The sequence below is a fragment of the Burkholderia sp. 22313 genome, from assembly GCF_052045245.1.
In the GTDB taxonomy this organism is placed as follows: domain Bacteria; phylum Pseudomonadota; class Gammaproteobacteria; order Burkholderiales; family Burkholderiaceae; genus Burkholderia.
Genome location: NZ_JBQEON010000027.1, coordinates 89588 through 111443 on the forward strand (window position 1 = coordinate 89588; position 21856 = coordinate 111443).

The following is a 21856-nucleotide window of genomic DNA, read 5'->3' on the forward strand; positions in this document are numbered from 1 at the left end:
GGTGCCTGCTTCCGTTGCCTGCCCGTTACTCGCTCCCGTTACTCGCTCCCGTACAGCCCGAGCAATTTCAGCGTGACGCCGTTGGTCCAGCCGAAGCCGTCCTGCAGCGGATATTCGCCGCCGCCGCCACCGCCCTCGCCGGCTCCCTCCACCACGTACTTCTCGACGAGCTTGCCTTCGGTCGCATACACATGCTTCACGTCGGCCAGGAAGCGCGTGCCGATGTCCTTCGCGAGCGCCGGCTCGCCGTAACGGCGCAGCCCTTCGAGCGCGATCCACTGCAGCGGCGCCCAGCCGTTCGGCGCGTCCCACTGCTGGCCCGTGTTGACGGTCGTCGTCGCAAGGCCGCCCGGCTGCAGCAGCGTCTTGCGCACCTCGCGCGCGGTCGCCTTCGCGCGCTCGGGCCATGCGACGCCCGCGAACAGCGGATACAGCGCGGCGGCCGTCACGCCGTCGCGCGGCTTGCGCAACTGCCAGTCGTAGTCGCCGTAATAGCCGCGGCGATTCCACAAATAGTGATTGATCGCGGCCGCGCGACGCGCCGCCCGTCCGGAGAAGTCCGTCACGCACGCGAGGTCGTGCGTGACCGTGCAGCCCTTCACGATCGTCGTCTCCAGATGGAACATCAGGCTGTTCAGGTCGACCGGCACGATCGACGTCGTGCGGATCGTCGCGAGCGTCCTGCCGTCGCCGAACCAGCGCGAGCTGTAGTCCCAGCCGCTTTCGGCGCCCGCGCGCAGGTCGCGGTATACGTCGTTCGCCGGACGATTCGGCACGGCCTTCGCGGTCGTCACGTCCTCGAGATACGACTCGTCGCGCGGCGTGTCGCTCGCATCCCAGTAGCGGTTCAGCACCGCGCCGTCCGGCATCGCGACCACGTGGCGCGCGGCCTGCCCGCGCGGCGTCGCGGTTTCGCCCTGCATCCAGTACGCATATTCCTTGCGCAGCGCCGGCAGGTATTTCTGGTAGACCTTGTCGCCTTCGGCCTGCGCGGCGAGCGTGACCATGTACGCGAAGAACGGCGGCTGCGAGCGGCTCGCGTAGTACGTGCGGTTGCCGTTCGGGATGTGGCCGACCGTGTCGATCAGATGCGCGAAGTTGTCGAGCATGTCGTCGACGAGATCCTCGCGCCCCGACACCTGCAGCCCGAGCATCGTGAAATAGGTATCCCAGTAGTAGCCTTCGCGGAAGCGTCCGCCCGGCACCACGTACGGCTTCGGCATCGGGATCAGCGAGCTGTACGGCGGCACCGTCGCGCTGGTGCGCGTGAGCTGCGGCCACAGCCAGTCGATGTGCTGGCGCAGCGTCTGGTTCGCGGGCGGCGTGACGCCACCCTCCGGCGGCGGCGTGAAGTACTGGTCGACGAATGCCTTCAGCGAGAAGCCCGGCTGCGATTTCCGTTGCTGATACAACTGGTCGATCGTGGCCGGATCGGTATTGGGCGTCGCGTCGACGAAGGTCTTCTGGTCGGGATAGAGCTGCGCGGTCTGCACCGCGACGAACAGGTCGCCGTAGAGCTGGCTCGGCGGCGGCAGCAGCGTGCCGGCGGTCTGGTTCGCCAACGCCACCGAGGCCGCCGAGGCCGGCACGGCGGACTCGCTGGCTGCACGGGCGGTTGCCTGAGCGGCTGCGTGATTCGCGCTGTCGGCTTGCGCGGCACAGCCGGCGACGGCCAGGTACGCGACGGCCATCACGGCCGCCCAGCGCAGACGCGGCGCGAACGGTTGCGAGACAGGATGCGATGCGGTCGATGCGGCACGGCGTGACGTCATGACGTGTCCCCTCCTTTCAATGGTGAGTGGATAGGCAGGGGTCTCGTTCGCACGTGCGCGCGTCTCGATGGCCGTCGATCGATGCGCGTCGTTGTATTCGGCAAATGTGTTTGGACTGTCGCACGAAACGCGCATTGCCCGCAAGTTTCGCGGCCGGGCCTGCAGGCGTGCGTCATGTGTGATGTCATGCGCCGCGCCCGGCACCGCAGTCGTCTCTTCTTTCACGCGCGCTAACCGCGCTAACAGGAACGACTATTGCAACATGCGGAACAAGCGTTGCCTCACGTGACGCAACGACCACATTGTGGGCATAATGGCGTCTTTACCGCGCGCCCTGCCCATGTCGCCCGTCTTTCTAGCACCGCTCATCGTTGCCTGTGCGTTGTTCATGGAAAGCATCGACGCGAACATCATCGTCACCGCGCTGCCCGCGATGGCGAGGGACTTCGGGCACAATCCCGTCACACTGAACATTGCGATCACGGCCTACGTGGTCGGTCTCGGTGTCTTCATCCCGATCTGCGGATGGCTCGCCGACCGCTTCGGCGCGCGCTCCGTCTTCCGCACCGCGATCGGCATCTTCGTCGCCGGCTCGCTGATGTGCGCGGCCTCCAATTCCCTCGGCCTGCTCACGTTCGCGCGCTTCGTGCAGGGCGTCGGCGGCGCGATGATGGTGCCGGTCGGCCGGATCATCATCTTCCGCGCGGTGCCGCGCTCCGATCTCGTGCGCGCGATGAACTACCTCGCGATTCCCGCGCTGTTCGGGCCCACGCTCGGGCCGCTCGTCGGCGGCTTCATCACGACCTATCTGCACTGGCGGATGATCTTCTTCATCAACGTGCCGATCGGCATCTACGGGATCTACCTCGCGAGCAAGCACATCGCGAACACGCACGAACCCGATCCCGGCCCGCTCGACTGGTTCGGCTTCCTGCTGTCGGCGAGCGGCGCCGCGCTGCTGCTGATGGGGCTGACGCTGATCGACGGCTCGCTCACGTCGCGCAGCAACGCGATCATGATGTGCGTGGCCGGCGCGGCGATGCTCGCGCTCTACGTGCCGTACGCGCGCCGCAAGGAGCGCCCGGTGCTCGACCTCAGTTTCCTGAAGATCCCGACCTACCACGCGAGCGTGGTCGGCGGCTCGTTGTTCCGCATCGGCCTCGGCGCGGTGCCGTTCCTGTTGCCGCTCGCGCTGCAGGAAGGCCTCGGGATGAGCGCATTCCACTCGGGGCTGATTACCTGCGCGTCCGCGCTCGGCGGCGCGGTGAGCCGCTCGACGGCCACCCACACGCTGCGCCGCTTCGGCTTTCGCACGGTGCTGATCTACAACGCCGCATTCGCCGGGCTCGCGATCGCCGCATACGGCGTGTTCCATCCGGGCATGGCGACCTGGGCGATCTGGACGATCGTGCTGATCGGCGGCATCTTCCCCGCGCTGCAGTTCACGAGCCTGAATTCGATGATCTACGCGGATATCTCACAGGCCGACGCGGGCCGCGCGACGAGCCTCGGCAGCGTCGTGCAGCAGATGTCGCTCGGGCTCGGCGTGACGGTCGCCGGTCTCGTGCTGCACCTGTCGCACTGGCTGCAGGGACACCAGACGATGGTGTGGTCGGATTTCTGGCCCGCGTTCGTCGTGGTCGGGCTGTGTTCGTTCGCGTCGATTCCGATCACGCGGCGGCTGCCGCCCGGCGCCGGCGACGAAGTCGCGCGCGGCAAGCGGCAATAAGCGGGCGGACGAGCAGGCGGGCAGGAAACGGGAAGCGGGAAGCGGGAAGCGGGGAAACCGGAAACGGCAGGCGGCAGGCGGCGGGAAAACGGAGAACCAAAAAAATCAGCGGACATCCACACGGGGCCGGTGCACAGCCGCATGGATGTCCGCTCAGGGCTCCGGGGCTCTCGTTGGGGGTTGAGCAGCCCGGATCTGCTTCCTGCGTGCCATGGACATATGTGCGTCGGAAGCCGAATCGTTGCGCGCCTATTTCGTCGCGTCATGACTGCACTATAGGGAAACTCGCGCTGCGCATGTGTCAAGCATTGTCAGACGCGGACTTCCGCCACGCGTCGCGCCTGGGTGCCGCTTTCGCGCTAAAGTGGTGTCCGACCGCCACCCTCAGCCGCTGTCCCGATGCTTACGCTCTCGCCCGCCGCCGCCCGCGCGCTGCATCTCGCCGCGCAGGGCCTGCTGACCCCGCCCCGCCGCAAGGCCACCAAGGCCGACGTGCTCGACACGATCCGGCGCATGGCGCAGTTGCAGATCGATACCATTCACGTCGTCGCGCGCAGCCCGTATCTCGTGCTGTTCAGCCGTCTCGGCAACTTCACCCCGCAGTGGCTCGACGAGCATCTCGCCGAGGCACGCCTGTTCGAATACTGGTCGCACGAAGCGTGCTTCCTGCCGGTCGAGCAGTTCGGGCTGATGCGCTACAAGATGCTCGATCCGTCCGGGATGGGCTGGAAATACGCGGCCGACTGGCATGAGCGCAACCGTGCCGACATCGAGCGGCTGCTCGCGCGGATTCGCGACGAAGGCCCCGTGCGGTCGGCCGATTTCATCCGCGAGGACGGCGCGAAGGGCAACGGATGGTGGGACCGCAAGCCGGAGAAGATGCACCTGGAAGTGCTGTTCACGACCGGCGAGCTGATGGTGTCCGAGCGCCGCAATTTCCAGCGTATCTACGACGTGCGCGAGCGCGTGCTGCCCGGCTGGAACGACGCGCGCGACCTGCCGCCGCGCGACGCGGTGCTGCCGGCGCTGCTCGACCACACGTGCCGTGCGCTCGGCGTCGTGCGTGCGGACTGGGTGGCCGACTACTACCGGCTGCCGCGCCGTTCGTACCACGCGGAACTCGAGCAGCTCGCGGACGCGGGCACGCTGATTCCCGTGGAAATCGCGACGTGGAAGGAGCCCGCCTACGTGCACCGCTCGCTCGAAACGCTGCTGCCGGCCGCCGCGGCCGACACGCTGCGCTCGACGGTCACGGCGCTGCTGTCGCCGTTCGACCCGGTGGTGTGGGATCGCCGGCGTGCGTCGACGCTGTTCGGGTTCGACTATACGATCGAGTGCTACACACCCGCGCACAAGCGGCGCTACGGCTATTTCTGCCTGCCGGTGCTGCATCGCGGCCGGCTGATCGGGCGCGTCGACGCCAAAGCGCATCGCGCGCTCGGCACATTCGAATTGAAGGCGGTGCATGTCGAGCCGGGTGTGCGGTTCGGCACGGGGCTCGCGACCGACGTCGCGAAGGCGGTGAAGCGGCTGGCGGCGTGGCATGGCACGCCGGAGGTGACGGTCGCACACGCGCCGCCCGAATTGACGAAGGCGCTGGCCGGCGCGTAAGGCCGGCGGATTCGCGCCGGTTGGCGACGCTACGCGTGGCGGTTGTGCCTGCGCTTGCACGGCGGCGCGGCCGTTGCCGGCCGAGGCCGCCTGCCACCTGCCACCTGCCGCCTGCCGCCCGCTATCGCTCAGTCGCGCAGCTTGCGAAAACGCGGGGTGCCGTCCGGCAGGTTCTCGTTGAACATCGCTTCCGGCCGTACCCACAGCCCGCGCGCATGCGGCCATAGATGCTCGTACACGACCACCGCTTCCTCGGTTTCGGAATGACGGGCGACGCCGATGTAGCGATACAGGCCGCCCTTGTAGTGACGATGCGTGGCGAGCTGTTCGGCTTCCTGTTCGGTCATGATCTGCTTCCCTTCGGCAAAAACGAAAGCGCGTATTGTATGCGCTCGCCTGGGCGTCAGCGTTTCGCGTAGAGATCGGGGCGGCGGATCTCCATCAGCCGCTCGGGATTCGCGGACGGCCCGAAGCCGACCGGCCGGTACAACGCATGCGCGTCGGTCGTCACGAGCATGATGCGGCGCAGGCCCTGCACCATCGGTTGCGCGAATACGTGGTCGATCAACGCACGGCCGTAGCCGTTGCCGCGCTCGGCCGGCAAGACGAATACGTCGCACAGGTATGCGAACGTCGCGTGATCGGTCACGAGCCGCGCGAACCCGACGAGCCGGTCGCCGACATACGCGCCGAAGCACAGCGAACCTTCGATCGCGCGCTCGACGACGTCGCGCGGAATGCCCTGCGACCAGTACGCATCGCGATGCAGGAAGTCGAAGATCGCGTCGATGTCGAGTTCGCGCTTGTCGGTGGAAAATCTCAGCGTGGCGGGTGGGGCTGCGGACACGTCGGCTCTCCGGCAGGATCGGGGTGGAGCAGCAACGATAGCGCGGTGCGGGATGGGCGACAAGCGAGGTCCGACTCGACATGTACGGCAAACCGTACAAGATTTCCGCTCGTGCCATACTTGTACAGTATTCAGTACAAGTGAGGCAAATCATGCGCACGATTCACTTTTCGGATGCCCGCGGCAATCTGAAGACCGTCATCGACCAGGTCGTCGACGACGCGGACGTGACGCTCATCACGCGTCGCGACGCGCCGAATGCCGTCATCATGTCGCAGGAATACTATGACAGCCTGATGGAGACCGTTCACCTGCTCCGCTCGCCGGCCAACGTCGCTCACCTCGAGCGCTCGATCGCGCAGTTGCGCAAGGGCAAGACGAAAGAGCACAAGCTCGCGGGGGACGATGAATGAGCGTCCGCCGCGTGCTCGTTACTTCCGACGCGTGGGACGACTGCGTTTATTGGCAAGGGCAAGACCGCAAGACGCTCGAGCGCATCAACCAGCTCATTCGCGAAGCCCAACGGACCCCGTTCGAAGGCATCGGCAAACCCGAACCGCTGAAGGCCAATCTGTCCGGGTTCTGGTCGCGCCGCATCGACGAAACGAATCGTCTGGTCTACGAAGCGGACGATCTTCAGATCAGCATCGTGTCCTGCCGCTATCACTACGAGTAGCAACAACCCGATCCCGCCGCATCGCTCCATGCCCTATCGCCTCATCGCGTTCGACTTCGACGGCACGCTCGCCGATTCGCTCGACTGCTTTCTCGCAGCCTTGACCGAGGCATCGCGCCTGCACGGCTTTCGCGACGCGACGCCCGAGTTGCGCCCCGCGCTGCGCGGCATGTCGGCGCGCGAGATCATCCGCGCGCTCGAGGTGCCGATGTGGAAGGTGCCGCGCGTGACGCTCGACATGCGGCGACTGATGCGGCCGCGCATCGCGCACGTGACGCTGTTCCCGGGTGTCGACGCCACCTTCGATGCGCTCGCCGCGCGCGGCATCCGCATCGCGATCGCGACGTCGAACACCGAGGACATCGTGCGCGACCGGCTCGGCCCGCACGCGAGCCGCTGCGTCGACACGTTCGCGTGCGGCATTCCACTGTTCGGCAAGGCACGCCGGCTGCGCGCGCTCGTGCGCGAAACCGGCATGCAGCCCGGCGACGTGCTGTATGTCGGTGATGAAATCCGCGATGCCGAAGCGGCGCGTCGCGCGCGCATCGCGTTCCAGGGCGTCGCCTGGGGATACACGGCCCCCGCCGCGCTGCAGGCGCATTGCGCGACGCCGTTGCTGCCCCGTCTCGACGCCCTGCTCGATCGCGTGTGACGATGCCGCGCGCATCGCGCGTTCGATTCGACATCCCGTGACGCATCGCGCGCTGCGCATCCCACGCCCTACCCGCACGACGATGAAACGCCGATGACACGCAAGCACATCGGCGCACATCGCCTCCATCGCATGCGCGTCACGCACGCAAAAATTGCCGCGACGACGGACGCTGCCGGTACGCGCTACCGGCGCGCGCACGCACGCCTCGATTCGTCTTACCAACCGTTACACAAACCACAGCGCGGTTGCACCTGCTACCAGACGGCTCTCCTAGAATCAGTCGGGCCGGGAAACACGCCGAACGCCGCCGCGGCAGAGCGACGATCGAGTCCGGCCCGGGCGCGCCCGGTCTCTCGCACAGCTGCGGATCACACGATCCGCCCGTTAATCAGAGCCCCGATCGAAAGGAGGTCCCATGAACCGCTTTCCCCAAGTCTCGCGCCTTGCATTGTCTGCCGCTGGCCTGCTTTTCGTCGCCGTGACGGCGACCGCGCAAACCGCACAACCGGCACCGTCCGCACCGGCTGCCGCGACGCAAACGCGCATCCACGAAGCCGACCAGGCCTTCATCACGGACGGCACGAAAACCGTGTCGACCCAGCACGACGCCGCGCGCATCGCCGATTCGCGCACGTCGGACAGCCAGGTGAAGGCGTTCGCGCAACGCGTGTCGACCGACGATGAAAAGATCATCCAGGCGATGCGCGCGGCCAGCCCGCGCGGCGTCGACGTGCCGGCCAACGATCCCGACACGACCGTGCTGAACAGCATCAAGAGCCTGCGCGGCGCCGAGTTCGACAAGGCCTACATCGAGCAGGTCGCGCTCGCCGGCCAGCAGAAGGCGATCTCGGCATTCCAGGCCGAAATCGCGTCGGGCCGCGACACGAAGCTGAAGGACGTCGCACGCCAGGCGCTGCCGATCCTGCAGGCGCACTACGCGGACGCGCAGAAGCTCGCGCAGCGTCATCACCTCGCGTCGGCGCAGTAACCCGCCGCACCGCCGCGCGTAGCGCGTGCGGCGGCCTGCCGCTTCCCCCGTCGTCGCGTCGCCCCCCTCTCCGGCGGCGCGACGCATGACCCACCGGCGATACGCGACCGGCGTTACGTCGCAAGCCTCGCTTTCAACCGGTCACGGACGTCCGGCCATTCGTCGTCGATGATGCTGAAGCGCACCGAGTTGCGCTTGCGGCCGTCGGGCATGATCCGCTCGTGACGCACGATCCCTTCCTGCTTCGCGCCGAGCCGCAGAATCGCCGCGCGCGACTTCTCGTTCAGTTCGTCGGTCGTGAACTGCACGCGCACGCACCGCAGCGTGTCGAACGCGTACGCGAGCAGCAGCCATTTCGCTTCGGTATTCGCGTGCGTGCGCTGCGCCGATTCGCTCAGCCACGTATGGCCGATCTCGAGCTTGCGATGCCTGCGGTCGATCTTCCAGAAACGCGTGCTGCCGATCGCGCGGCGCGATGCACGATCGACGATCAGGAACGGCATCACGGTGCCCGCCGCGCGGCCTTGCAGCGCGGTGTCGAGATACGCGTCGACCGTGTCTTCGCCCGGCACGACCGTGACCTTCAGATTCCACAATTGGCCATCCGCTGCCGCGTCGAGCAGCGCCTGCCGGTCGGAGGCTTCGAGCGGCCGCAGTTCGATGCGCTCGCCGGTGAGCGTCGGTTGTTCCAAAGACGATGAAGCGTCGGTCATGACGGGTTCCGTTGCCGTGAAGGGAAGAATCGAGACGATGATGCGCGCGGCGCAACGCCCATCATACGGGACCGCCCATCTAGCCCGGCAATGCGGCGAGGCGCCGGCGAATCGCCTTCGCCTCGGCGCGCAACGCATCGGCGAAAGCGTCGACGAGCAGGCTCTTCGGCCGGTGCTCGGGCACGATCACGCTGACGCGATACGGAAACGAGCGCGTGAGCGGCCGCACGTGCAGGTCGCGCCCGACGAAATCCAGCGCGGTCAGCGGATTGACGATCGCGGCGCCGAGCCCTTGCCGCACGAACGCGCACACCGACACGGCCGACGGCGTCTCGACCACCGAACGCGGCGCGACGCCGAGCTGCGCGAACGCCTCGTCGATCAGGATCCGGTACGGATCGTTCAGCGACAGGCTGATGAACGGGCGATCGGCGAGATCCGCGAGATCGATCGCGTGCTGCGCGAGCAGCGGATGGCCGTCCGGCAGCACGCACACCTCGTCGACTTCGAGCAGCGGCGTGAGCACGGTGCCGGCCGGCGCGACATCGTGTTCGGTCAGCCCGAGATCGTAGCGCTGCGCGGTCAGCCACTCTTCGAGCACCGGCGATTCCTGCGTGGCGATCGACACGCTGACACCCGCGTGCGCCTCATGAAAGCGCCGGCAGGCGCCGGGCAGGATCGCATGCGAAAACGCCGGCAACGCGATCACCGACAGCTGCCCGTCGCGAAACTCGCGCAGTCGCGCGGCCGTCGCCGCGACGCGCTCGAGCCCCACATACGCGAGCCGCACGTCGTCGAACAGCGTGAGCGCGGCCATCGTCGGCCGCAGCCGGCCGTGCGAGCGCTCGAACAGCGCGAAGCCGACCACCTGCTCCATCCGCGCGAGCTCGCGGCTGATCGTGGGCTGCGACGTATAGAGCATGTCGGCCGCACGCGTCGTGCTGCCGGTGACCATCAGCGCGCGGAAGACCTCGATATGCCGGTGGGTGAGCATGGCCGCCTATATCAGAAATGAATCGAATCGTGATAAATCGGCATTTTACCGTATAGCCGTTCAGGCGCATCATTCACGCTATCCGTTCATTCGACCGATTCTTCCGCCATGTCCCTCGATTCCCGCCAGCTCGCGACACTCGCGCAGCAATACGGCACCCCGCTGTGGGTGTACGACGCCGACGTCATCCGCGACCGCATCGCCCAACTGCGCCAGTTCGACGTGATCCGCTATGCGCAGAAGGCGAACTCGAACCTGCATATCCTGAAGCTGATGCGCGACGAAGGCGCGTGCGTCGACGCCGTGTCGCTCGGCGAGATCGAGCGCAGCCTCGCGGCCGGGTTCAGCCCCGCGGGCGAACCGGAAGGCGTCGTGTTCACGGCCGACCTGATCGATCGCCCCACGCTCGCGGCCGTGCTGAAGCACGGCGTGACCGTGAACGCCGGCTCGCTCGACATGCTCGAGCGCGTCGGCAAGCATGCGCCCGGCCACCGCGTATGGCTGCGCGTGAACCCCGGCTTCGGCCACGGCCACAGCAACAAGACCAACACCGGCGGCCCGCAGAGCAAGCACGGGATCTGGATCGACGACGTGCCGCGTGCGATCGAGATCGTGCGCCAGTACGGGCTGAAGCTGGTCGGCATCCACATGCATATCGGCTCGGGCGTCGACTACGGCCACCTGTCGCAGGTGTGCGATGCGATGGTCGACCTCGTCACGTCGCTCGGCCACGATATCGAAGCGATCTCGGCCGGCGGCGGCCTGTCGATCCCGTATCGCGACGGCGAGCCGCGCGTCGATGTCGGCCACTACTTCAGCCAGTGGGATGCGGCGCGCAAGCGGATCGAACGGCATCTCGGCCACGCGGTGCGCATCGAGATCGAACCGGGCCGCTTCCTCGTCGCGGAAGCCGGCACGCTCGTCACCGAAGTGCAGGCCGTGAACCGCCGGCCGCAACACGACTTCGTGCTGATCGACGCGGGCTTCAACGACCTGATGCGCCCGTCGATGTACGGCAGCTACCACGCGGTGTCCGTGCATGCGCACGACGGCGGTCTGCCGGCCGGCCGGCCGCTCGTCGACATCGCGATCGCGGGGCCGCTGTGCGAATCCGGCGACGTCTTCACGCAAGACGCGGGCGGCGTGGTCACGCACCGCAAGCTCGCGCAGCCGCGGATCGGCGACCTGCTGTTCCTGCACGATGCCGGCGCGTACGGCGCGTCGATGTCCTCGAACTACAACAGCCGGCCGCTCGCGCCGGAAGTGCTCGTCGATCGCGGCACGCCGCGGCTGATCCGCCGCCGGCAGACGATCGACGAACTGCTCGCGCTCGAAACGTTCGAATAACGCGCGCGACACACACACGCGCCGCGTCCGACGACGCGAACGCCAACGGCCACGCATGCCTCGACGGGCATGCGTGGCCGTTTTGCTTTTCGGCGGTGGCGCCCGGGGCAACCGCTCGACCACGCCGTAGCACCTGATGCTGCGCATCCCGTGCAACCGCAGCAGATCGCTTGCATCGTGTTCCATGCGCGGAGAAAAACATTCCACGTCGCGTGAAAAGTCCGTGCGTTTTTGGAAGCACTTTCCTTTTTGACAAAACTAAGATTGCCCTCAGTCGTTCAGCATTTGCGTCACCGGATCCGCATCGACGATGCAGCCGGTCTACCCCACTCGCAAGCCGCACAGGCAATCATGAACCCGATGCTTGAACTCCTCGCCGCGCGCCGGAACCCGTTCGAAACGAACCCCGCGCGGTCTGTCATGCGGTCCGCCGCGCAGGCTCGCTTCACGATGTGCATGGCCGTTTGCGAATCGTCGCCGCGTGCGTCCATCTTCCGCGGCGGCTCACGTCACCGCACCGCTCATCCGCACGCGGACGGGCTCGCCACCATGCGTGAACCCACGCCGTAACGCGCGGCGGTGATCGGCGCACGTCGCGCGTCACCGCACCGGTTTCCCGCGCCGCACGCCATTGCGGCCCGCTTCCCGCCCACGGCGACGCTGCCCGTCGCCGCGGACGCGCTCACCCTGGATTTTCGACAACACCGTTTCGACACCACCCGGAGACAACCATGAAATCCTTCACCCCGACGCTCAAGCAAGGCCTCGCCGCCGCCCTCCTCTGCATGGCGGCCACCGCATCGCACGCGGCGGACCTGCTCGACACCGTCAAGCAGGCCGGCGTGCTGAAGATCGCGCTCGAAGGCACCTACCCGCCGTTCGACTACCGCAACGCCGAAGGACAGCTCGAAGGATTCGACGTCGACGTCGCGAAGGCGGTCGCCGCCAAGCTCGGCGTGAAGCCGCAGTTCGTCACGACCGAATGGAGCGGGATTCTCGCGGGCCTGCAGGCCGGCAAGTTCGACGTGATCATCAACCAGGTCGCCATCACGCCGTCGCGCCAGCAGGCACTCGATTTCAGCACGCCGTACGTGTATTCGTCCGCGCAGCTGCTGCAACGCCAGAACGACACGCGCACGTTCAAGTCGCTCGACGAGCTGAAGGGCAAGAAGGTCGGCGTGACGATGGGCAGCAACTACGTCGATCTCGTGAAGACCGTGCCCGCGGTCGACCTGCAGGTCTATCCGGGCACGCCCGAGAACCTGCGCGACCTCGCGGCGGGCCGCATCGACGCGGCGGTCAACGACCGCCTGATGCTGAGCTACCTGATCAAGAACTCGCACCTGCCGCTGCGCCCCGGTTCCGTGCTCGCCGGCGGCGAGGACCGGATGGGCATCCCGTTCCGCAAGGGCAATCCGAAGTTCGCGAAGGCGATCGACGACGCGGTCGCGTCGCTGCAGCAGGACGGCACGCTCAAGAAGATCTCGATGCAGTGGTTCGGCGCGGACACGACCCGGCCGGTCGCGCAATAACGCAGCCTGCCACGCGCCCGCGCGCGGGAACGCGCGGGCCGGCCCATGAGCGGCACACGACACACAATCAGGAGACACGCGATGGAAGCACTCGATCTGATCATTCACACGCTGCCCGTCATGGTGAAGGGCGCGCTGCTCACGCTGAAATTCGCGGTGGCATCGATGGCGCTCGGCCTCGTCGTCGGGCTCGTGGTCGCGATCATGCGCATCGGCAGCAATCGGCTCGCGTCCGGTCTCGCGCAGGGCTACGTCAGCCTGATGCGCGGCACGCCGCTGCTCGTGCAGATGTTCGTCGTCTACTACGGACTGCCCGATCTCGGCATCACGCTCGATCCGACCACGGCCGGCATCTTCACGCTGACGCTCAACGCCGGCGCGTACCTGTCGGAAAGCATGCGCGGCGCGATCCTCGGCATCGGCCGCGGGCAATGGGCGGCCGCGCACAGTCTCGGCCTCACGCATGTGCAGACGCTGCGCTACATCGTGTGCCCGCAGGCGCTGCGCCTCGCGGTGCCGAGCCTCGGCAACACGTTGATCAGCCTGATCAAGGACACGTCGCTCGTATCGGTGATTACCGTGACCGAGCTGCTGCGCTCGACGCAGGAAGTGATTGCCGCGACGTTCCAGCCGCTGCCGCTCTACCTCGCGGCCGCCGCGATCTACTGGGTGCTGAGCACGCTGCTCACGCGACTGCAGGGCCGCGTCGAGACGCGCCTCTCGCTGCCGTCCACGCATTGACGCACACACGTCGCTCAACCCGAACCTCAACCACGGACAAACCCATGATTACGCTCGACAACGTTTCCAAGTGGTATGGCAAGCATCAGGTCCTGTCGGCATGCAGCGCGGCGGTATCGAAAGGCGAAGTGGTCGTCGTCTGCGGGCCGTCGGGCTCCGGCAAGTCGACGCTGATCAAGACGATCAACGGCCTCGAGCCGTTCCAGAAAGGCAGCATCGTCGTCGACGGCATGCGGCTCGGCGACCCCGCCGCGAAACTCGCGCAACTGCGCGCGCGGGTCGGCATGGTGTTCCAACATTTCGAGCTGTTTCCGCATCTGTCGATCACCGACAACCTGACGCTCGCGCAGGTCAAGGTGCTCGGCCGCCGCAAGGACGAAGCCGTCGAGAACGCGATGAAGCTGCTCGATCGCGTCGGCCTGAAGGCGCACGCGCACAAGTATCCGGGGCAATTGTCCGGCGGCCAGCAGCAGCGCGTCGCGATCGCGCGCGCACTGTCGATGAATCCGGTCGCGATGCTGTTCGACGAGCCGACGTCCGCGCTCGACCCCGAGATGATCAACGAAGTACTCGACGTGATGGTCGAGCTCGCGCGCGACGGGATGACGATGGTATGCGTCACGCACGAGATGGGTTTCGCGAGGAAGGTCGCGCATCGCGTGATCTTCATGGACCAGGGCGCCGTGGTCGAGGACGCGGCAAGCGACGCGTTCTTCGCCGCGCCGCGCTCCGAACGCGCGCGCGACTTCCTCGACAAGATCCTGCACTGACCGCGCGACGGCTTCGCTTCGACTTGACTGACCTTCAAAGGACGACATCTTGAACCCTCTGCATTCGACCGACACCCTGCTCGCTCACGAAGGCCGCTCGCACGGCCAGCCCGGCTCGCCGGTGAACCCGCCCGTGTATCGCCAGTCGACCCTGCTCTTTCACGACACCAACGCGCTCGACGCGGTGCGCGGCACGCCGCTCGCGTACGGGCGTCACGGCAGCCCGACCACGCGCGCACTCGAAAAGGCGCTCGCGCGTCTCGAAGGCGCGCATGCCGCGCTGCTCACGCCGAGCGGGCTCAGCGCGATCACGACCGCGCTGCTCGCGGTGCTGAACCCCGGCGACCATCTGCTGATGGCCGATTCGGTGTACGACCCGACCCGCTCGTTCTGCGACGAGACCCTCGCGCGCCTCGGTATCGAAACGACCTACTACGACCCGTCGATCGGCGCCGGCATCGCGTCGCTGCTGCGGCCGAACACGCGCGCGGTGTTTACCGAATCGCCGGGCTCGCTGACCTTCGAAGTGCAGGACATTCCCGCGATCTGCCGCGTCGCGCACCAGCACGGCGCGGTCGTGCTGCTCGACAACACGTGGGGCACGCCGCTGAATTTCCGCTCGTTCTCGCATGGCGTCGACGTGTCGGTTCACGCGGCGACCAAGTACATCGCCGGACACTCCGACGTGCTGATGGGCGTGATCCTGACGACCGAGGCGCTCGCGCAGAAGGTCACGCGCTGCTACCGGCAGCTCGGGATGACCGTCAGCGGCGACGATGCGTATCTCGCGCTGCGCGGCTTGCGCACGTTGTCGGTGCGCCTCGAGCGCCATCAGCGCAATGCGCAGGTGCTGACCGACTGGCTCGCGCGGCAGCCGGAAGTCGCGCAGATCCTGTATCCGGCACGGCCCGGCGACGCTGGCCACGCGCTCTGGCAGCGCGACTTCACCGGCGCGTGCGGGCTGTTCGGCCTGGTGCTGCATCCACAACCCGACGATGCGGTGCGCGCGATGCTCGACGGCATGGCCTGCTTCGGCATGGGCTATAGCTGGGGCGGCTTCGAAAGCCTGATCATCCCGTCGAACCCGTCGCGCCACCGCAGCGCGACGCAATGGCTGGCGGCCGGTCCGCTGCTGCGCATTCACGCCGGGCTCGAGCATCCGGACGACATGATCGCCGACCTCGACGCCGGCTTCGCGAGAATGCGCGCCGCCGCAGCCGCCGCCGCGCTCGCGGAGGCCTGACATCGGCCGGCACGATCCGGATCACCCCGCACAACGCATTTTCTTCAACGTTCGACCACTACTGATAGCGAGATCATCATGAAAGACACGCTGTTCATTCTCCGTCCGGGCTTTTTCAAGGATGCCGAAGGTCCGTTCTACTGCGGCGACTCGGTTGCCGTCGAGGGGCTGCTGAGCTTCTATCCGCAGTTGCGCGACGCCGTCGCGGTCGAGTATGTCGACGCGACGCGGCCGCGCCAGCCGATCGTCGCGCTGATCGGCGAGGACAACCAGTCGGCACCGGTGCTCGTGCTCGGCGACGGGCACGCGCCGAAGGACGACGCGGTCGCCGTTCGCGAACACAACGGCCGGCGCTTCATCGATTCGCCCGCCGACATCCGGCGCTATCTGTCCTCGCAATACGGCGTCGCGCACGTCGCGTAAGCCCGCCGGCGCCTGATTTCGATCGGCGCCACCGGACGGGCCGCGCGGCATGCGCGCCCCGTCCACCGCGAGCGCGCGCGACGCGCGTCCGTCAGGTCGCACGCCGCACGGGCGCCATCTTCGAGAAGTACCTCGCCCCCGCGACGCAGCCGACGACCACGACCGTCACGGCGAGCATCGACGGCGGCACCGTCTCGTGCAGCAGGCCGGCCGCGAGCAGGAAGCCGAAGAACGGCTGCAGCAGCTGCAACTGGCCGACGCCCGCGATCCCGCCGAGCGCGAGCCCGCGATACCAGAACACGAAGCCGATCAGCATGCTGAACAGCGACACGTACGCGAGCCCCCACAGCGCGGCGGCATCGACGCCGTCGAACGTCGCGGGCCACGTGAACCACGTGAGCGGCAGCATCACCGGCAGCGACAGCACGAGCGCCCACGAGATCACCTGCCAGCCGCCGAGCTGGCGCGACAGGCGCGCGCCTTCCGCGTAGCCGAGCCCGCACGCGACGATCGCGGCCAGCATCAGCGCATCGCCCGCCACCGACGCGTGGCCGCCGTTGCGCAGCGCGAACGCCGCGACCGCGCCGCTCCCCACCAGCGAGAAGATCCAGAACGGCAGCCGCGGCCGCTCGCCGCCACGCCAGACGCCGAACAGCGCGGTCGCGAGCGGCAGCAGGCCGACGAACACGATCGCGTGCGCGGACGTCACGTGCTTGAGCGCAAGCGCGGTCAGCAACGGAAAACCGACCACGACCCCGAGCGCGACGACGACGAGCGACGCGGTCTCGGCGCGTGTCGGCCGCTTCTGCTTCAGCGCGACGAGCAGGATCAGGCCGAGCACGCCGGCGATCGTCGCGCGGGCGAACGTGAGGAACAGCGGGTCGAGCCCCTGCACGGCGACGCGCGTCGCCGGCAGCGAGCCGCTGAAGATGATGACGCCCAGCAGGCCGCTGAGCCATCCGTCGGTCGTTTTTTGCACGGGAAATCCTGGTCGGAACGAGGTGGATGATCGATGATCCGCCGCCCGCGAAAAGCGCGTAAGCTACAGCCCAATACAATTCGGACAAACTGTACTGGACAACCGGCCGTACAGTTCCTTCTCGCCATGAGCCGCTCCGTGCCAAACCCTGCTCCGCCCGCGCCATCGCGCACGCGCGTCGAAACCGTGATGGACACGCTGCGCGCGCGGATCGCGAGCCGCGCGCTGATGCCCGGCGCGCGCGTGCCGTCGATCCGGATGATGGCCGACGCGCTGCAGGTGTCGAAGTCGACCGTCGTCGATGCCTACGAGCGGCTCGCGAGCGAGGGCGTGCTCGTCGCGCGGCGCGGCTCCGGCTTCTACGTGTCGGGCCATGCACCGCCGCTCGCGCTTGCGGAGCTCGGCCCGCGGCTCGACCGCGAACTCGATCCGCTGTGGCTGTCGCGCCAGGCGCTCGAAGCGGCGCCGAGCTCCGTGAAGCCCGGCTGCGGCTGGCTGCCGTCGTCGTGGCTGCCGGACGAGAGCCTGCGCCGCGCGTTGCGCGCGGTCTCGCGCGACGCGCCTGACGCACTGACCGACTACGCGACGCCGCTCGGGCTGCCCGCGCTACGGCAACAACTCGCGTGGCGGCTGGCACAGCACGGCATCCACGCGGAGCCCGCGCAGATCATGCTGACCGACGGCGGCACGCACGCGCTCGATCTCGTGTGCCGGCTGCTGCTGGAGCCCGGCGACACCGTCGTGCTCGACGATCCGTGCTACTTCAACTTCCAGGCGCTGCTGCGCGCGCATCGCGCGCGGATCGTCAGCGTGCCGTACACGCCGAACGGCCCCGATCTCGCGCGCTTCGAACAGGTGCTCGCCGAGCACCGGCCGCGCCTGTACATCACCAACGCGGCGCTGCACAACCCGACCGGCGCGACACTCGCGCCGCCGGTCGCGCACCGGCTGCTGACGCTGGCGGCCGAGCATGGGCTGCTGATCGTCGAGGACGACATCTTCGCGGATTTCGAGAGCACGCCCGCGCCGCGCCTCGCGGCGTTCGACGGGCTGTCGCGCGTCGTGTCGATCGGCAGCTTCTCGAAGACGCTGTCGGCCGCGATCCGCTGCGGCTATATCGCCGCGCGGCCGGAATGGATCGACGCGCTCGTCGACCTGAAACTCGCGACGTCGTTCGGCAACGCGCAGATCGGCGCGAACGTCGTGCACCGGCTGCTGGTCGACGGCACGTACCGGCGTCATCTCGACAGCCTGCGTGCGCAGTTGGCGGACGCGATGGGCGAAACGATCCGGCGGCTCGCGCGTGCCGGGCTCGGGATCTGGACGGAACCGCGCGGCGGTTTGTTCGTGTGGGCCGAATTGCCCGACGGGCTCGATGCCGCGCGCGTCGCACGCCATGCGCTCGACCACGATGTCGTGCTCGCGCCGGGCAACGTGTTCAGTGCGTCGCACGGCGCGACGTCGTTCATGCGCTTCAACGTGTCGCGCTGCAAGGGGCCGGCGGTGTTCGATGCGCTTGGTCGGGCGATGGCGGCGGCGCGCGGCACCTTGCCCGATGCCGAAACGCCGCCCGGCGTGCGAGCGCGCGCGCACACCGCGTGTTAGTCCGCGTCCGAGGGCGACTCGGACAGGATCAGCCGATCCGGCACCCTCGCCAGCGCCCCGCGCGATGCGACGTAGTACAGCAGCCCCGGTACGACGATGCCGACGATCCACGAGACGTCGACACCGCCCAACGCATCGACCCACGCCCCGGTGTAAAACCCCGTCGCGACGAACGGCATCTGCACGAGCACGCCGACCGCATAGACGGCGATGCCCATGACGTTCCAGCGGCCATACCGTCCGTCCGGATCGAACAATGCCGGCACGTCGTAGCGTTCGCGCGTGACGCAGTAATAGTCGACGAGGTTGATCGCGCTCCACGGCGTGAAGAACACCAGCAGAAACAGCAGGAACGACGAGAACGCCTTCAGGAAATCGTGCTGTCCGGCCAACGCGATGCCGCTCGACGCAGCGACGGTCAACAATACGAAGGCGATGCGCGTGCGCGGTGAAATTTCGCGCCGCCCGCCGAAGCCGGTCAGGATCGCCGCGACCGACATCACGCTGCCGTACGCATTGAGCGTCGTGATCGTCAACTTGCCCAGCGCGATCGTGAAATAGAGCACGGCGGCAATGGCGCCCGTCGCGCCGAGCCCGACGATGAAGGCGACTTCGTGTCCCGCGAAGCGGTCGCCGGCGAGCGCAGCGGCAAGCACGCCGAACGTCATCGACACCTGCGCGCCGATCACCGTGCCACAGAACACCGCGGCGAAGGTCCTGGCGGGCGATGTCGCTCGGGGCAGGTAGCGTGAATAGTCCGCGACATAGGGCCCATAGGCGATCTGCCACGATGCGGACAGCGACACCGCGAGCAGGAACGATGCGGGCGTAAAGTGGCGGTTCGCGAGCAACGCGCCGAACGCGTGCCCCTGCAACAAGCTCGCAAACAGATACAGGAACGCGAGCGTGCCGACGATGCTCGAGACGCGCCCCATCGCATGAATCGTCCGGTAACCGAGACCGGTGAGCAGGACGACGAGCGCGGAGAAGATCAGGATCGCGGCGGTATGACCGACGTGCAGCAGTTCGGCGATCGCCTGCCCGGCGAGAACCGTTCCGCCCGCCGAGAATCCGACATACATCACGCAGACGAGCGCGAGCGGCACGATCGCGCCGTACACACCGAACTGCACGCGACTCGACACCATCTGCGGCAGCCCGAGTTGCGGGCCTTGCGCACCGTGCAGCGCCATGACGGCGCCGCCGAGCACCTGGCCGACCAGCAAACCGATCAGCGACCAGAACACGTCACCACCGAGCACCACCGCCAGCGCGCCCACGACGACGGCCGTGACCTGCAGGTTCGCGCCGAACCACAGGGTGAATTGACTGAACAGGTTGCCGTGGCGCTCGGCATCGGGGATATGGTCGATCGAGCGACGTTCGATCAGCGACGGATTGGCGACAGGTGAAGCGGTACGTTCCATGCTCGGCTCCTGACCGGTGGAAAACTGCGCTTGGGGGTTCGCTCGAACCGCCGACATCGGATCGCGGTTCTTCGCGTGTATCGCACGCCGGTCGCGATGACACGGCGCGCGTGCAGGATCGACGGATCCTGACGGGTTGCGGGAATCAAACCGACGCGGTCAGCGCCGGAACAAGCTCGTGAAGATCGCCGACGAGGCCGTAGTCGGCCACGCTGAAGATCGGCGCTTCCGGATCCTTGTTGATCGCGACGATCACCTTCGAATCCTTCATGCCGGCCAGATGCTGGATCGCACCCGAGATGCCGACCGCGATGTACAGCTGCGGTGCGACGATCTTGCCGGTCTGGCCAACCTGGTAGTCGTTCGGCACGTAGCCGGCGTCGACTGCGGCGCGCGAGGCGCCCAGTGCTGCCGACAGCTTGTCCGCCAGCGGCTCCAGCACCTTCGTGTAGTTTTCGCTGCTGCCCAGACCGCGGCCGCCCGACACGATGATCTTCGCGCTGGTGAGTTCGGGACGGTCCAGCTTCGTCACTTCACGGCTCACGAACTGCGACTTGCCGGCATCTGCCGCCGCTTCGATCTTGTCGACCGATGCGCTGCCGCCTTCCGCGGCAACCGGATCGAAACCCGTTGCACGCACCGTGATGACCTTGATCGGGTCGCTCGACTGCACCGTCGCGATCGCATTGCCTGCGTAGATCGGGCGTTCGAACGTGTCAGCGCTGACGACCGCCGTGATGTCCGAGATCTGCGCGACGTCCAGCTTCGCGGCGATCCGCGGCGCGATGTTCTTGCCGTACGCGGTGGCCGGCGCGAGGATGTGCGAGTAATCCTTCGCGATGTTCAGCGCGGTCGCCTCGACGTTTTCCGCCAGGCCTTCGGCCAGTTGCGGCGCGTCGGCCAGCAGTACCTTCGAAACACCTGCGATCTTCGCTGCTGCGTCGGCTGCCGCTTGCGCGTTGTGACCCGCGACCAGCACGTGGATGTCACCGCCAACGAATTTGCCAACTTCGGCCGCCGCTGCCACCGTGTTCAGCGTCGCGGCCTTGATCGACGCGTTGCCGTGTTCTGCAATCACCAGAATCGTCATTTCTTTGCGCTCCCTCTTACAGCACCTTGGCTTCGGTCTTCAGCTTCTCGACCAGCGTCTTCACGTCCGGCACCTTCACGCCGGCCGCGCGCTTCGGCGGCTCGACCACCTTCAGCGTCTTCAGACGCGGCGCGACGTCCACGCCCAGCTCTTCCGGCTTCACCGTTTCCAGCGGCTTCTTCTTCGCCTTCATGATGTTCGGCAGCGTCACGTAGCGCGGCTCGTTCAGGCGCAGGTCGGTGGTGACGACCGCCGGCAGCGTCAGCGACAGCGTTTCCGCGCCGCCGTCGACTTCGCGTGCGACCGTTGCCTTGCCGTCGGCGATCGTGACCTTCGATGCGAACGTCGCTTGCGGCAGCCCTGCCAGCGCGGCCAGCATCTGGCCGGTCTGGTTCGAATCGTCGTCGATCGCCTGCTTGCCGAGGATCACCAGCTGCGGCTGCTCCTTGTCGACCAGCGCCTTCAGGATCTTCGCGACGGCCAGCGGCTCGACGCTGTCGTTCGATTCGACGAGGATCGCGCGATCCGCGCCGATCGCCAGCGCCGTGCGCAGCGTTTCCTGCGCTTGCGCCACGCCGACCGACACGGCGATCACTTCGGTCGCCACGCCCGCTTCCTTCAGGCGCACCGCTTCTTCAACAGCGATTTCGTCGAACGGGTTCATCGACATCTTCACGTTCGCGATGTCGACGCCCGTTTGATCCGACTTCACGC

At 67.3% G+C, this 21856-nt stretch carries 23 protein-coding genes; 14 read left to right on the forward strand and 9 right to left on the reverse strand.

Annotated elements, in window-relative coordinates; translation table 11 throughout:
• Positions 1-38 precede the first annotated feature (38 nt).
• Positions 39-1772, reverse strand: coding sequence for an alpha,alpha-trehalase TreA (gene treA / locus ACTJKF_RS21725; RefSeq protein WP_440625970.1), 1734 nt, complete (start codon positions 1770-1772; stop codon positions 39-41).
• A gap of 340 nt (positions 1773-2112) precedes the next feature.
• Here treA and ACTJKF_RS21730 point away from each other — a divergent pair, with 340 nt between their 5' ends.
• A complete protein-coding gene (locus tag ACTJKF_RS21730) occupies positions 2113-3501 on the forward strand; it encodes an MFS transporter (protein WP_440625972.1) in 1389 nt (462 codons plus the stop codon).
• Between the two features lie 399 nt (positions 3502-3900).
• Entirely contained in the window at positions 3901-5112 is a 1212-nt protein-coding gene (locus tag ACTJKF_RS21735) for a winged helix-turn-helix domain-containing protein (protein WP_440625974.1), read from the forward strand.
• Between the two features lie 128 nt (positions 5113-5240).
• Here the strand turns inward: ACTJKF_RS21735 and ACTJKF_RS21740 are convergent, their stop codons facing one another.
• Together ACTJKF_RS21740 and ACTJKF_RS21745 are read right to left on the reverse strand one after the other, a co-directional pair.
• Positions 5241-5459 carry a DUF1653 domain-containing protein gene (locus ACTJKF_RS21740; RefSeq protein WP_009687837.1) on the reverse strand — a complete coding sequence of 73 codons (219 nt, stop codon included), beginning with the start codon at positions 5457-5459 and terminating at the stop codon, positions 5241-5243.
• A 56-nt stretch (positions 5460-5515) separates the two neighbouring features.
• Positions 5516-5959, reverse strand: a complete 444-nt coding sequence (locus ACTJKF_RS21745; RefSeq protein ID WP_440625977.1) for a GNAT family N-acetyltransferase — start codon at positions 5957-5959, stop codon at positions 5516-5518.
• Positions 5960-6111: 152 nt separating this feature from the next.
• Here ACTJKF_RS21745 and ACTJKF_RS21750 point away from each other — a divergent pair, with 152 nt between their 5' ends.
• The 4 genes from ACTJKF_RS21750 (at position 6112) to ACTJKF_RS21765 (ending at position 8278) form a co-directional block, all read left to right on the forward strand.
• Positions 6112-6372 carry a type II toxin-antitoxin system Phd/YefM family antitoxin gene (locus tag ACTJKF_RS21750; protein WP_059526792.1) on the forward strand — a complete coding sequence of 87 codons (261 nt, stop codon included), beginning with the start codon at positions 6112-6114 and terminating at the stop codon, positions 6370-6372.
• The gene (locus ACTJKF_RS21755) at positions 6369-6635 is read left to right on the forward strand and encodes a Txe/YoeB family addiction module toxin (RefSeq protein WP_440625979.1); all 267 of its coding nucleotides are present in this window, start codon (positions 6369-6371) and stop codon (positions 6633-6635) included. The genes ACTJKF_RS21750 and ACTJKF_RS21755 overlap by 4 nt, the downstream gene beginning before the upstream one ends.
• A 28-nt stretch (positions 6636-6663) precedes the next feature.
• A complete protein-coding gene (locus ACTJKF_RS21760) occupies positions 6664-7287 on the forward strand; it encodes an HAD hydrolase-like protein (RefSeq protein WP_440625981.1) in 624 nt (207 codons plus the stop codon).
• A gap of 418 nt (positions 7288-7705) precedes the next feature.
• Positions 7706-8278, forward strand: coding sequence for a DUF4142 domain-containing protein (locus ACTJKF_RS21765; protein WP_440625983.1), 573 nt, complete (start codon positions 7706-7708; stop codon positions 8276-8278).
• Between the two features lie 113 nt (positions 8279-8391).
• Here ACTJKF_RS21765 and ACTJKF_RS21770 read toward each other — a convergent pair whose 3' ends face one another.
• Both ACTJKF_RS21770 and ACTJKF_RS21775 read right to left on the reverse strand, forming a co-directional pair.
• The gene (locus tag ACTJKF_RS21770; protein ID WP_440625985.1) at positions 8392-8991 is read right to left on the reverse strand and encodes a GNAT family N-acetyltransferase; all 600 of its coding nucleotides are present in this window, start codon (positions 8989-8991) and stop codon (positions 8392-8394) included.
• Between the two features lie 79 nt (positions 8992-9070).
• A complete protein-coding gene (locus ACTJKF_RS21775) occupies positions 9071-9985 on the reverse strand; it encodes a LysR family transcriptional regulator (RefSeq protein WP_440625987.1) in 915 nt (304 codons plus the stop codon).
• 108 nt (positions 9986-10093) lie between these two features.
• On the opposite strand from ACTJKF_RS21775, the gene lysA reads away from it, so the two are divergent.
• The 7 genes from lysA (at position 10094) to ACTJKF_RS21810 (ending at position 16041) form a co-directional block, all read left to right on the forward strand.
• Positions 10094-11332 carry a diaminopimelate decarboxylase gene (gene lysA, locus ACTJKF_RS21780; protein ID WP_440625989.1) on the forward strand — a complete coding sequence of 413 codons (1239 nt, stop codon included), beginning with the start codon at positions 10094-10096 and terminating at the stop codon, positions 11330-11332.
• Between the two features lie 351 nt (positions 11333-11683).
• Complete coding sequence (locus ACTJKF_RS21785) at positions 11684-11902, forward strand: hypothetical protein (protein ID WP_440625991.1); 219 nt, start codon at positions 11684-11686, stop codon at positions 11900-11902.
• A 161-nt stretch (positions 11903-12063) separates the two neighbouring features.
• The gene (locus ACTJKF_RS21790) at positions 12064-12864 is read left to right on the forward strand and encodes a transporter substrate-binding domain-containing protein (protein WP_440625993.1); all 801 of its coding nucleotides are present in this window, start codon (positions 12064-12066) and stop codon (positions 12862-12864) included.
• An 81-nt stretch (positions 12865-12945) separates the two neighbouring features.
• Positions 12946-13605 (forward strand): amino acid ABC transporter permease, encoded by a 660-nt coding sequence (locus ACTJKF_RS21795; RefSeq protein ID WP_096508126.1) that lies wholly within the window; start codon positions 12946-12948, stop codon positions 13603-13605.
• A gap of 44 nt (positions 13606-13649) precedes the next feature.
• Positions 13650-14375 (forward strand): amino acid ABC transporter ATP-binding protein, encoded by a 726-nt coding sequence (locus tag ACTJKF_RS21800; protein ID WP_440625996.1) that lies wholly within the window; start codon positions 13650-13652, stop codon positions 14373-14375.
• Between the two features lie 49 nt (positions 14376-14424).
• Entirely contained in the window at positions 14425-15618 is a 1194-nt protein-coding gene (gene metC, locus ACTJKF_RS21805) for a cystathionine beta-lyase (protein ID WP_440625998.1), read from the forward strand.
• A gap of 78 nt (positions 15619-15696) precedes the next feature.
• A complete protein-coding gene (locus tag ACTJKF_RS21810) occupies positions 15697-16041 on the forward strand; it encodes a DUF3088 domain-containing protein (RefSeq protein ID WP_440625999.1) in 345 nt (114 codons plus the stop codon).
• 91 nt (positions 16042-16132) lie between these two features.
• Here the strand turns inward: ACTJKF_RS21810 and ACTJKF_RS21815 are convergent, their stop codons facing one another.
• Positions 16133-17020 carry a DMT family transporter gene (locus tag ACTJKF_RS21815; protein ID WP_440626001.1) on the reverse strand — a complete coding sequence of 296 codons (888 nt, stop codon included), beginning with the start codon at positions 17018-17020 and terminating at the stop codon, positions 16133-16135.
• A 126-nt stretch (positions 17021-17146) separates the two neighbouring features.
• On the opposite strand from ACTJKF_RS21815, the gene ACTJKF_RS21820 reads away from it, so the two are divergent.
• Positions 17147-18625 carry a PLP-dependent aminotransferase family protein gene (locus ACTJKF_RS21820; RefSeq protein ID WP_440626003.1) on the forward strand — a complete coding sequence of 493 codons (1479 nt, stop codon included), beginning with the start codon at positions 17147-17149 and terminating at the stop codon, positions 18623-18625.
• Here the strand turns inward: ACTJKF_RS21820 and ACTJKF_RS21825 are convergent.
• From ACTJKF_RS21825 to ACTJKF_RS21835, 3 genes are all read right to left on the reverse strand, one after another.
• Positions 18622-20052 carry a purine-cytosine permease family protein gene (locus tag ACTJKF_RS21825; protein WP_440626004.1) on the reverse strand — a complete coding sequence of 477 codons (1431 nt, stop codon included), beginning with the start codon at positions 20050-20052 and terminating at the stop codon, positions 18622-18624. The two genes, ACTJKF_RS21820 and ACTJKF_RS21825, sit on opposite strands and share 4 nt — an antisense overlap.
• A 145-nt stretch (positions 20053-20197) precedes the next feature.
• Positions 20198-21142 carry an electron transfer flavoprotein subunit alpha/FixB family protein gene (locus tag ACTJKF_RS21830; RefSeq protein WP_440626005.1) on the reverse strand — a complete coding sequence of 315 codons (945 nt, stop codon included), beginning with the start codon at positions 21140-21142 and terminating at the stop codon, positions 20198-20200.
• A 16-nt stretch (positions 21143-21158) separates the two neighbouring features.
• A complete protein-coding gene (locus ACTJKF_RS21835) occupies positions 21159-21854 on the reverse strand; it encodes an electron transfer flavoprotein subunit beta/FixA family protein (RefSeq protein WP_440626007.1) in 696 nt (231 codons plus the stop codon).
• Positions 21855-21856 lie beyond the last annotated feature (2 nt).

Bases quoted from the DNA above. Each gene is read 5' to 3' on its own strand.
- treA (WP_440625970.1), bottom strand. From the start codon at position 1,772: ATGACGTCACGCCGTGCCGCATCGACCGCATCGCATCCTGTCTCGCAA.
- ACTJKF_RS21730 (WP_440625972.1), top strand. From the start codon at position 2,113: ATGTCGCCCGTCTTTCTAGCACCGCTCATCGTTGCCTGTGCGTTGTTC.
- ACTJKF_RS21735 (WP_440625974.1), top strand. From the start codon at position 3,901: ATGCTTACGCTCTCGCCCGCCGCCGCCCGCGCGCTGCATCTCGCCGCG.
- ACTJKF_RS21740 (WP_009687837.1), bottom strand. From the start codon at position 5,459: ATGACCGAACAGGAAGCCGAACAGCTCGCCACGCATCGTCACTACAAG.
- ACTJKF_RS21750 (WP_059526792.1), top strand. From the start codon at position 6,112: ATGCGCACGATTCACTTTTCGGATGCCCGCGGCAATCTGAAGACCGTC.
- ACTJKF_RS21755 (WP_440625979.1), top strand. From the start codon at position 6,369: ATGAGCGTCCGCCGCGTGCTCGTTACTTCCGACGCGTGGGACGACTGC.
- ACTJKF_RS21760 (WP_440625981.1), top strand. From the start codon at position 6,664: ATGCCCTATCGCCTCATCGCGTTCGACTTCGACGGCACGCTCGCCGAT.
- ACTJKF_RS21765 (WP_440625983.1), top strand. From the start codon at position 7,706: ATGAACCGCTTTCCCCAAGTCTCGCGCCTTGCATTGTCTGCCGCTGGC.
- ACTJKF_RS21770 (WP_440625985.1), bottom strand. From the start codon at position 8,991: ATGACCGACGCTTCATCGTCTTTGGAACAACCGACGCTCACCGGCGAG.
- ACTJKF_RS21775 (WP_440625987.1), bottom strand. From the start codon at position 9,985: ATGCTCACCCACCGGCATATCGAGGTCTTCCGCGCGCTGATGGTCACC.
- lysA (WP_440625989.1), top strand. From the start codon at position 10,094: ATGTCCCTCGATTCCCGCCAGCTCGCGACACTCGCGCAGCAATACGGC.
- ACTJKF_RS21785 (WP_440625991.1), top strand. From the start codon at position 11,684: ATGAACCCGATGCTTGAACTCCTCGCCGCGCGCCGGAACCCGTTCGAA.
- ACTJKF_RS21790 (WP_440625993.1), top strand. From the start codon at position 12,064: ATGAAATCCTTCACCCCGACGCTCAAGCAAGGCCTCGCCGCCGCCCTC.
- ACTJKF_RS21795 (WP_096508126.1), top strand. From the start codon at position 12,946: ATGGAAGCACTCGATCTGATCATTCACACGCTGCCCGTCATGGTGAAG.
- ACTJKF_RS21800 (WP_440625996.1), top strand. From the start codon at position 13,650: ATGATTACGCTCGACAACGTTTCCAAGTGGTATGGCAAGCATCAGGTC.
- ACTJKF_RS21810 (WP_440625999.1), top strand. From the start codon at position 15,697: ATGAAAGACACGCTGTTCATTCTCCGTCCGGGCTTTTTCAAGGATGCC.
- ACTJKF_RS21820 (WP_440626003.1), top strand. From the start codon at position 17,147: ATGAGCCGCTCCGTGCCAAACCCTGCTCCGCCCGCGCCATCGCGCACG.
- ACTJKF_RS21825 (WP_440626004.1), bottom strand. From the start codon at position 20,052: ATGGAACGTACCGCTTCACCTGTCGCCAATCCGTCGCTGATCGAACGT.
- ACTJKF_RS21830 (WP_440626005.1), bottom strand. From the start codon at position 21,142: ATGACGATTCTGGTGATTGCAGAACACGGCAACGCGTCGATCAAGGCC.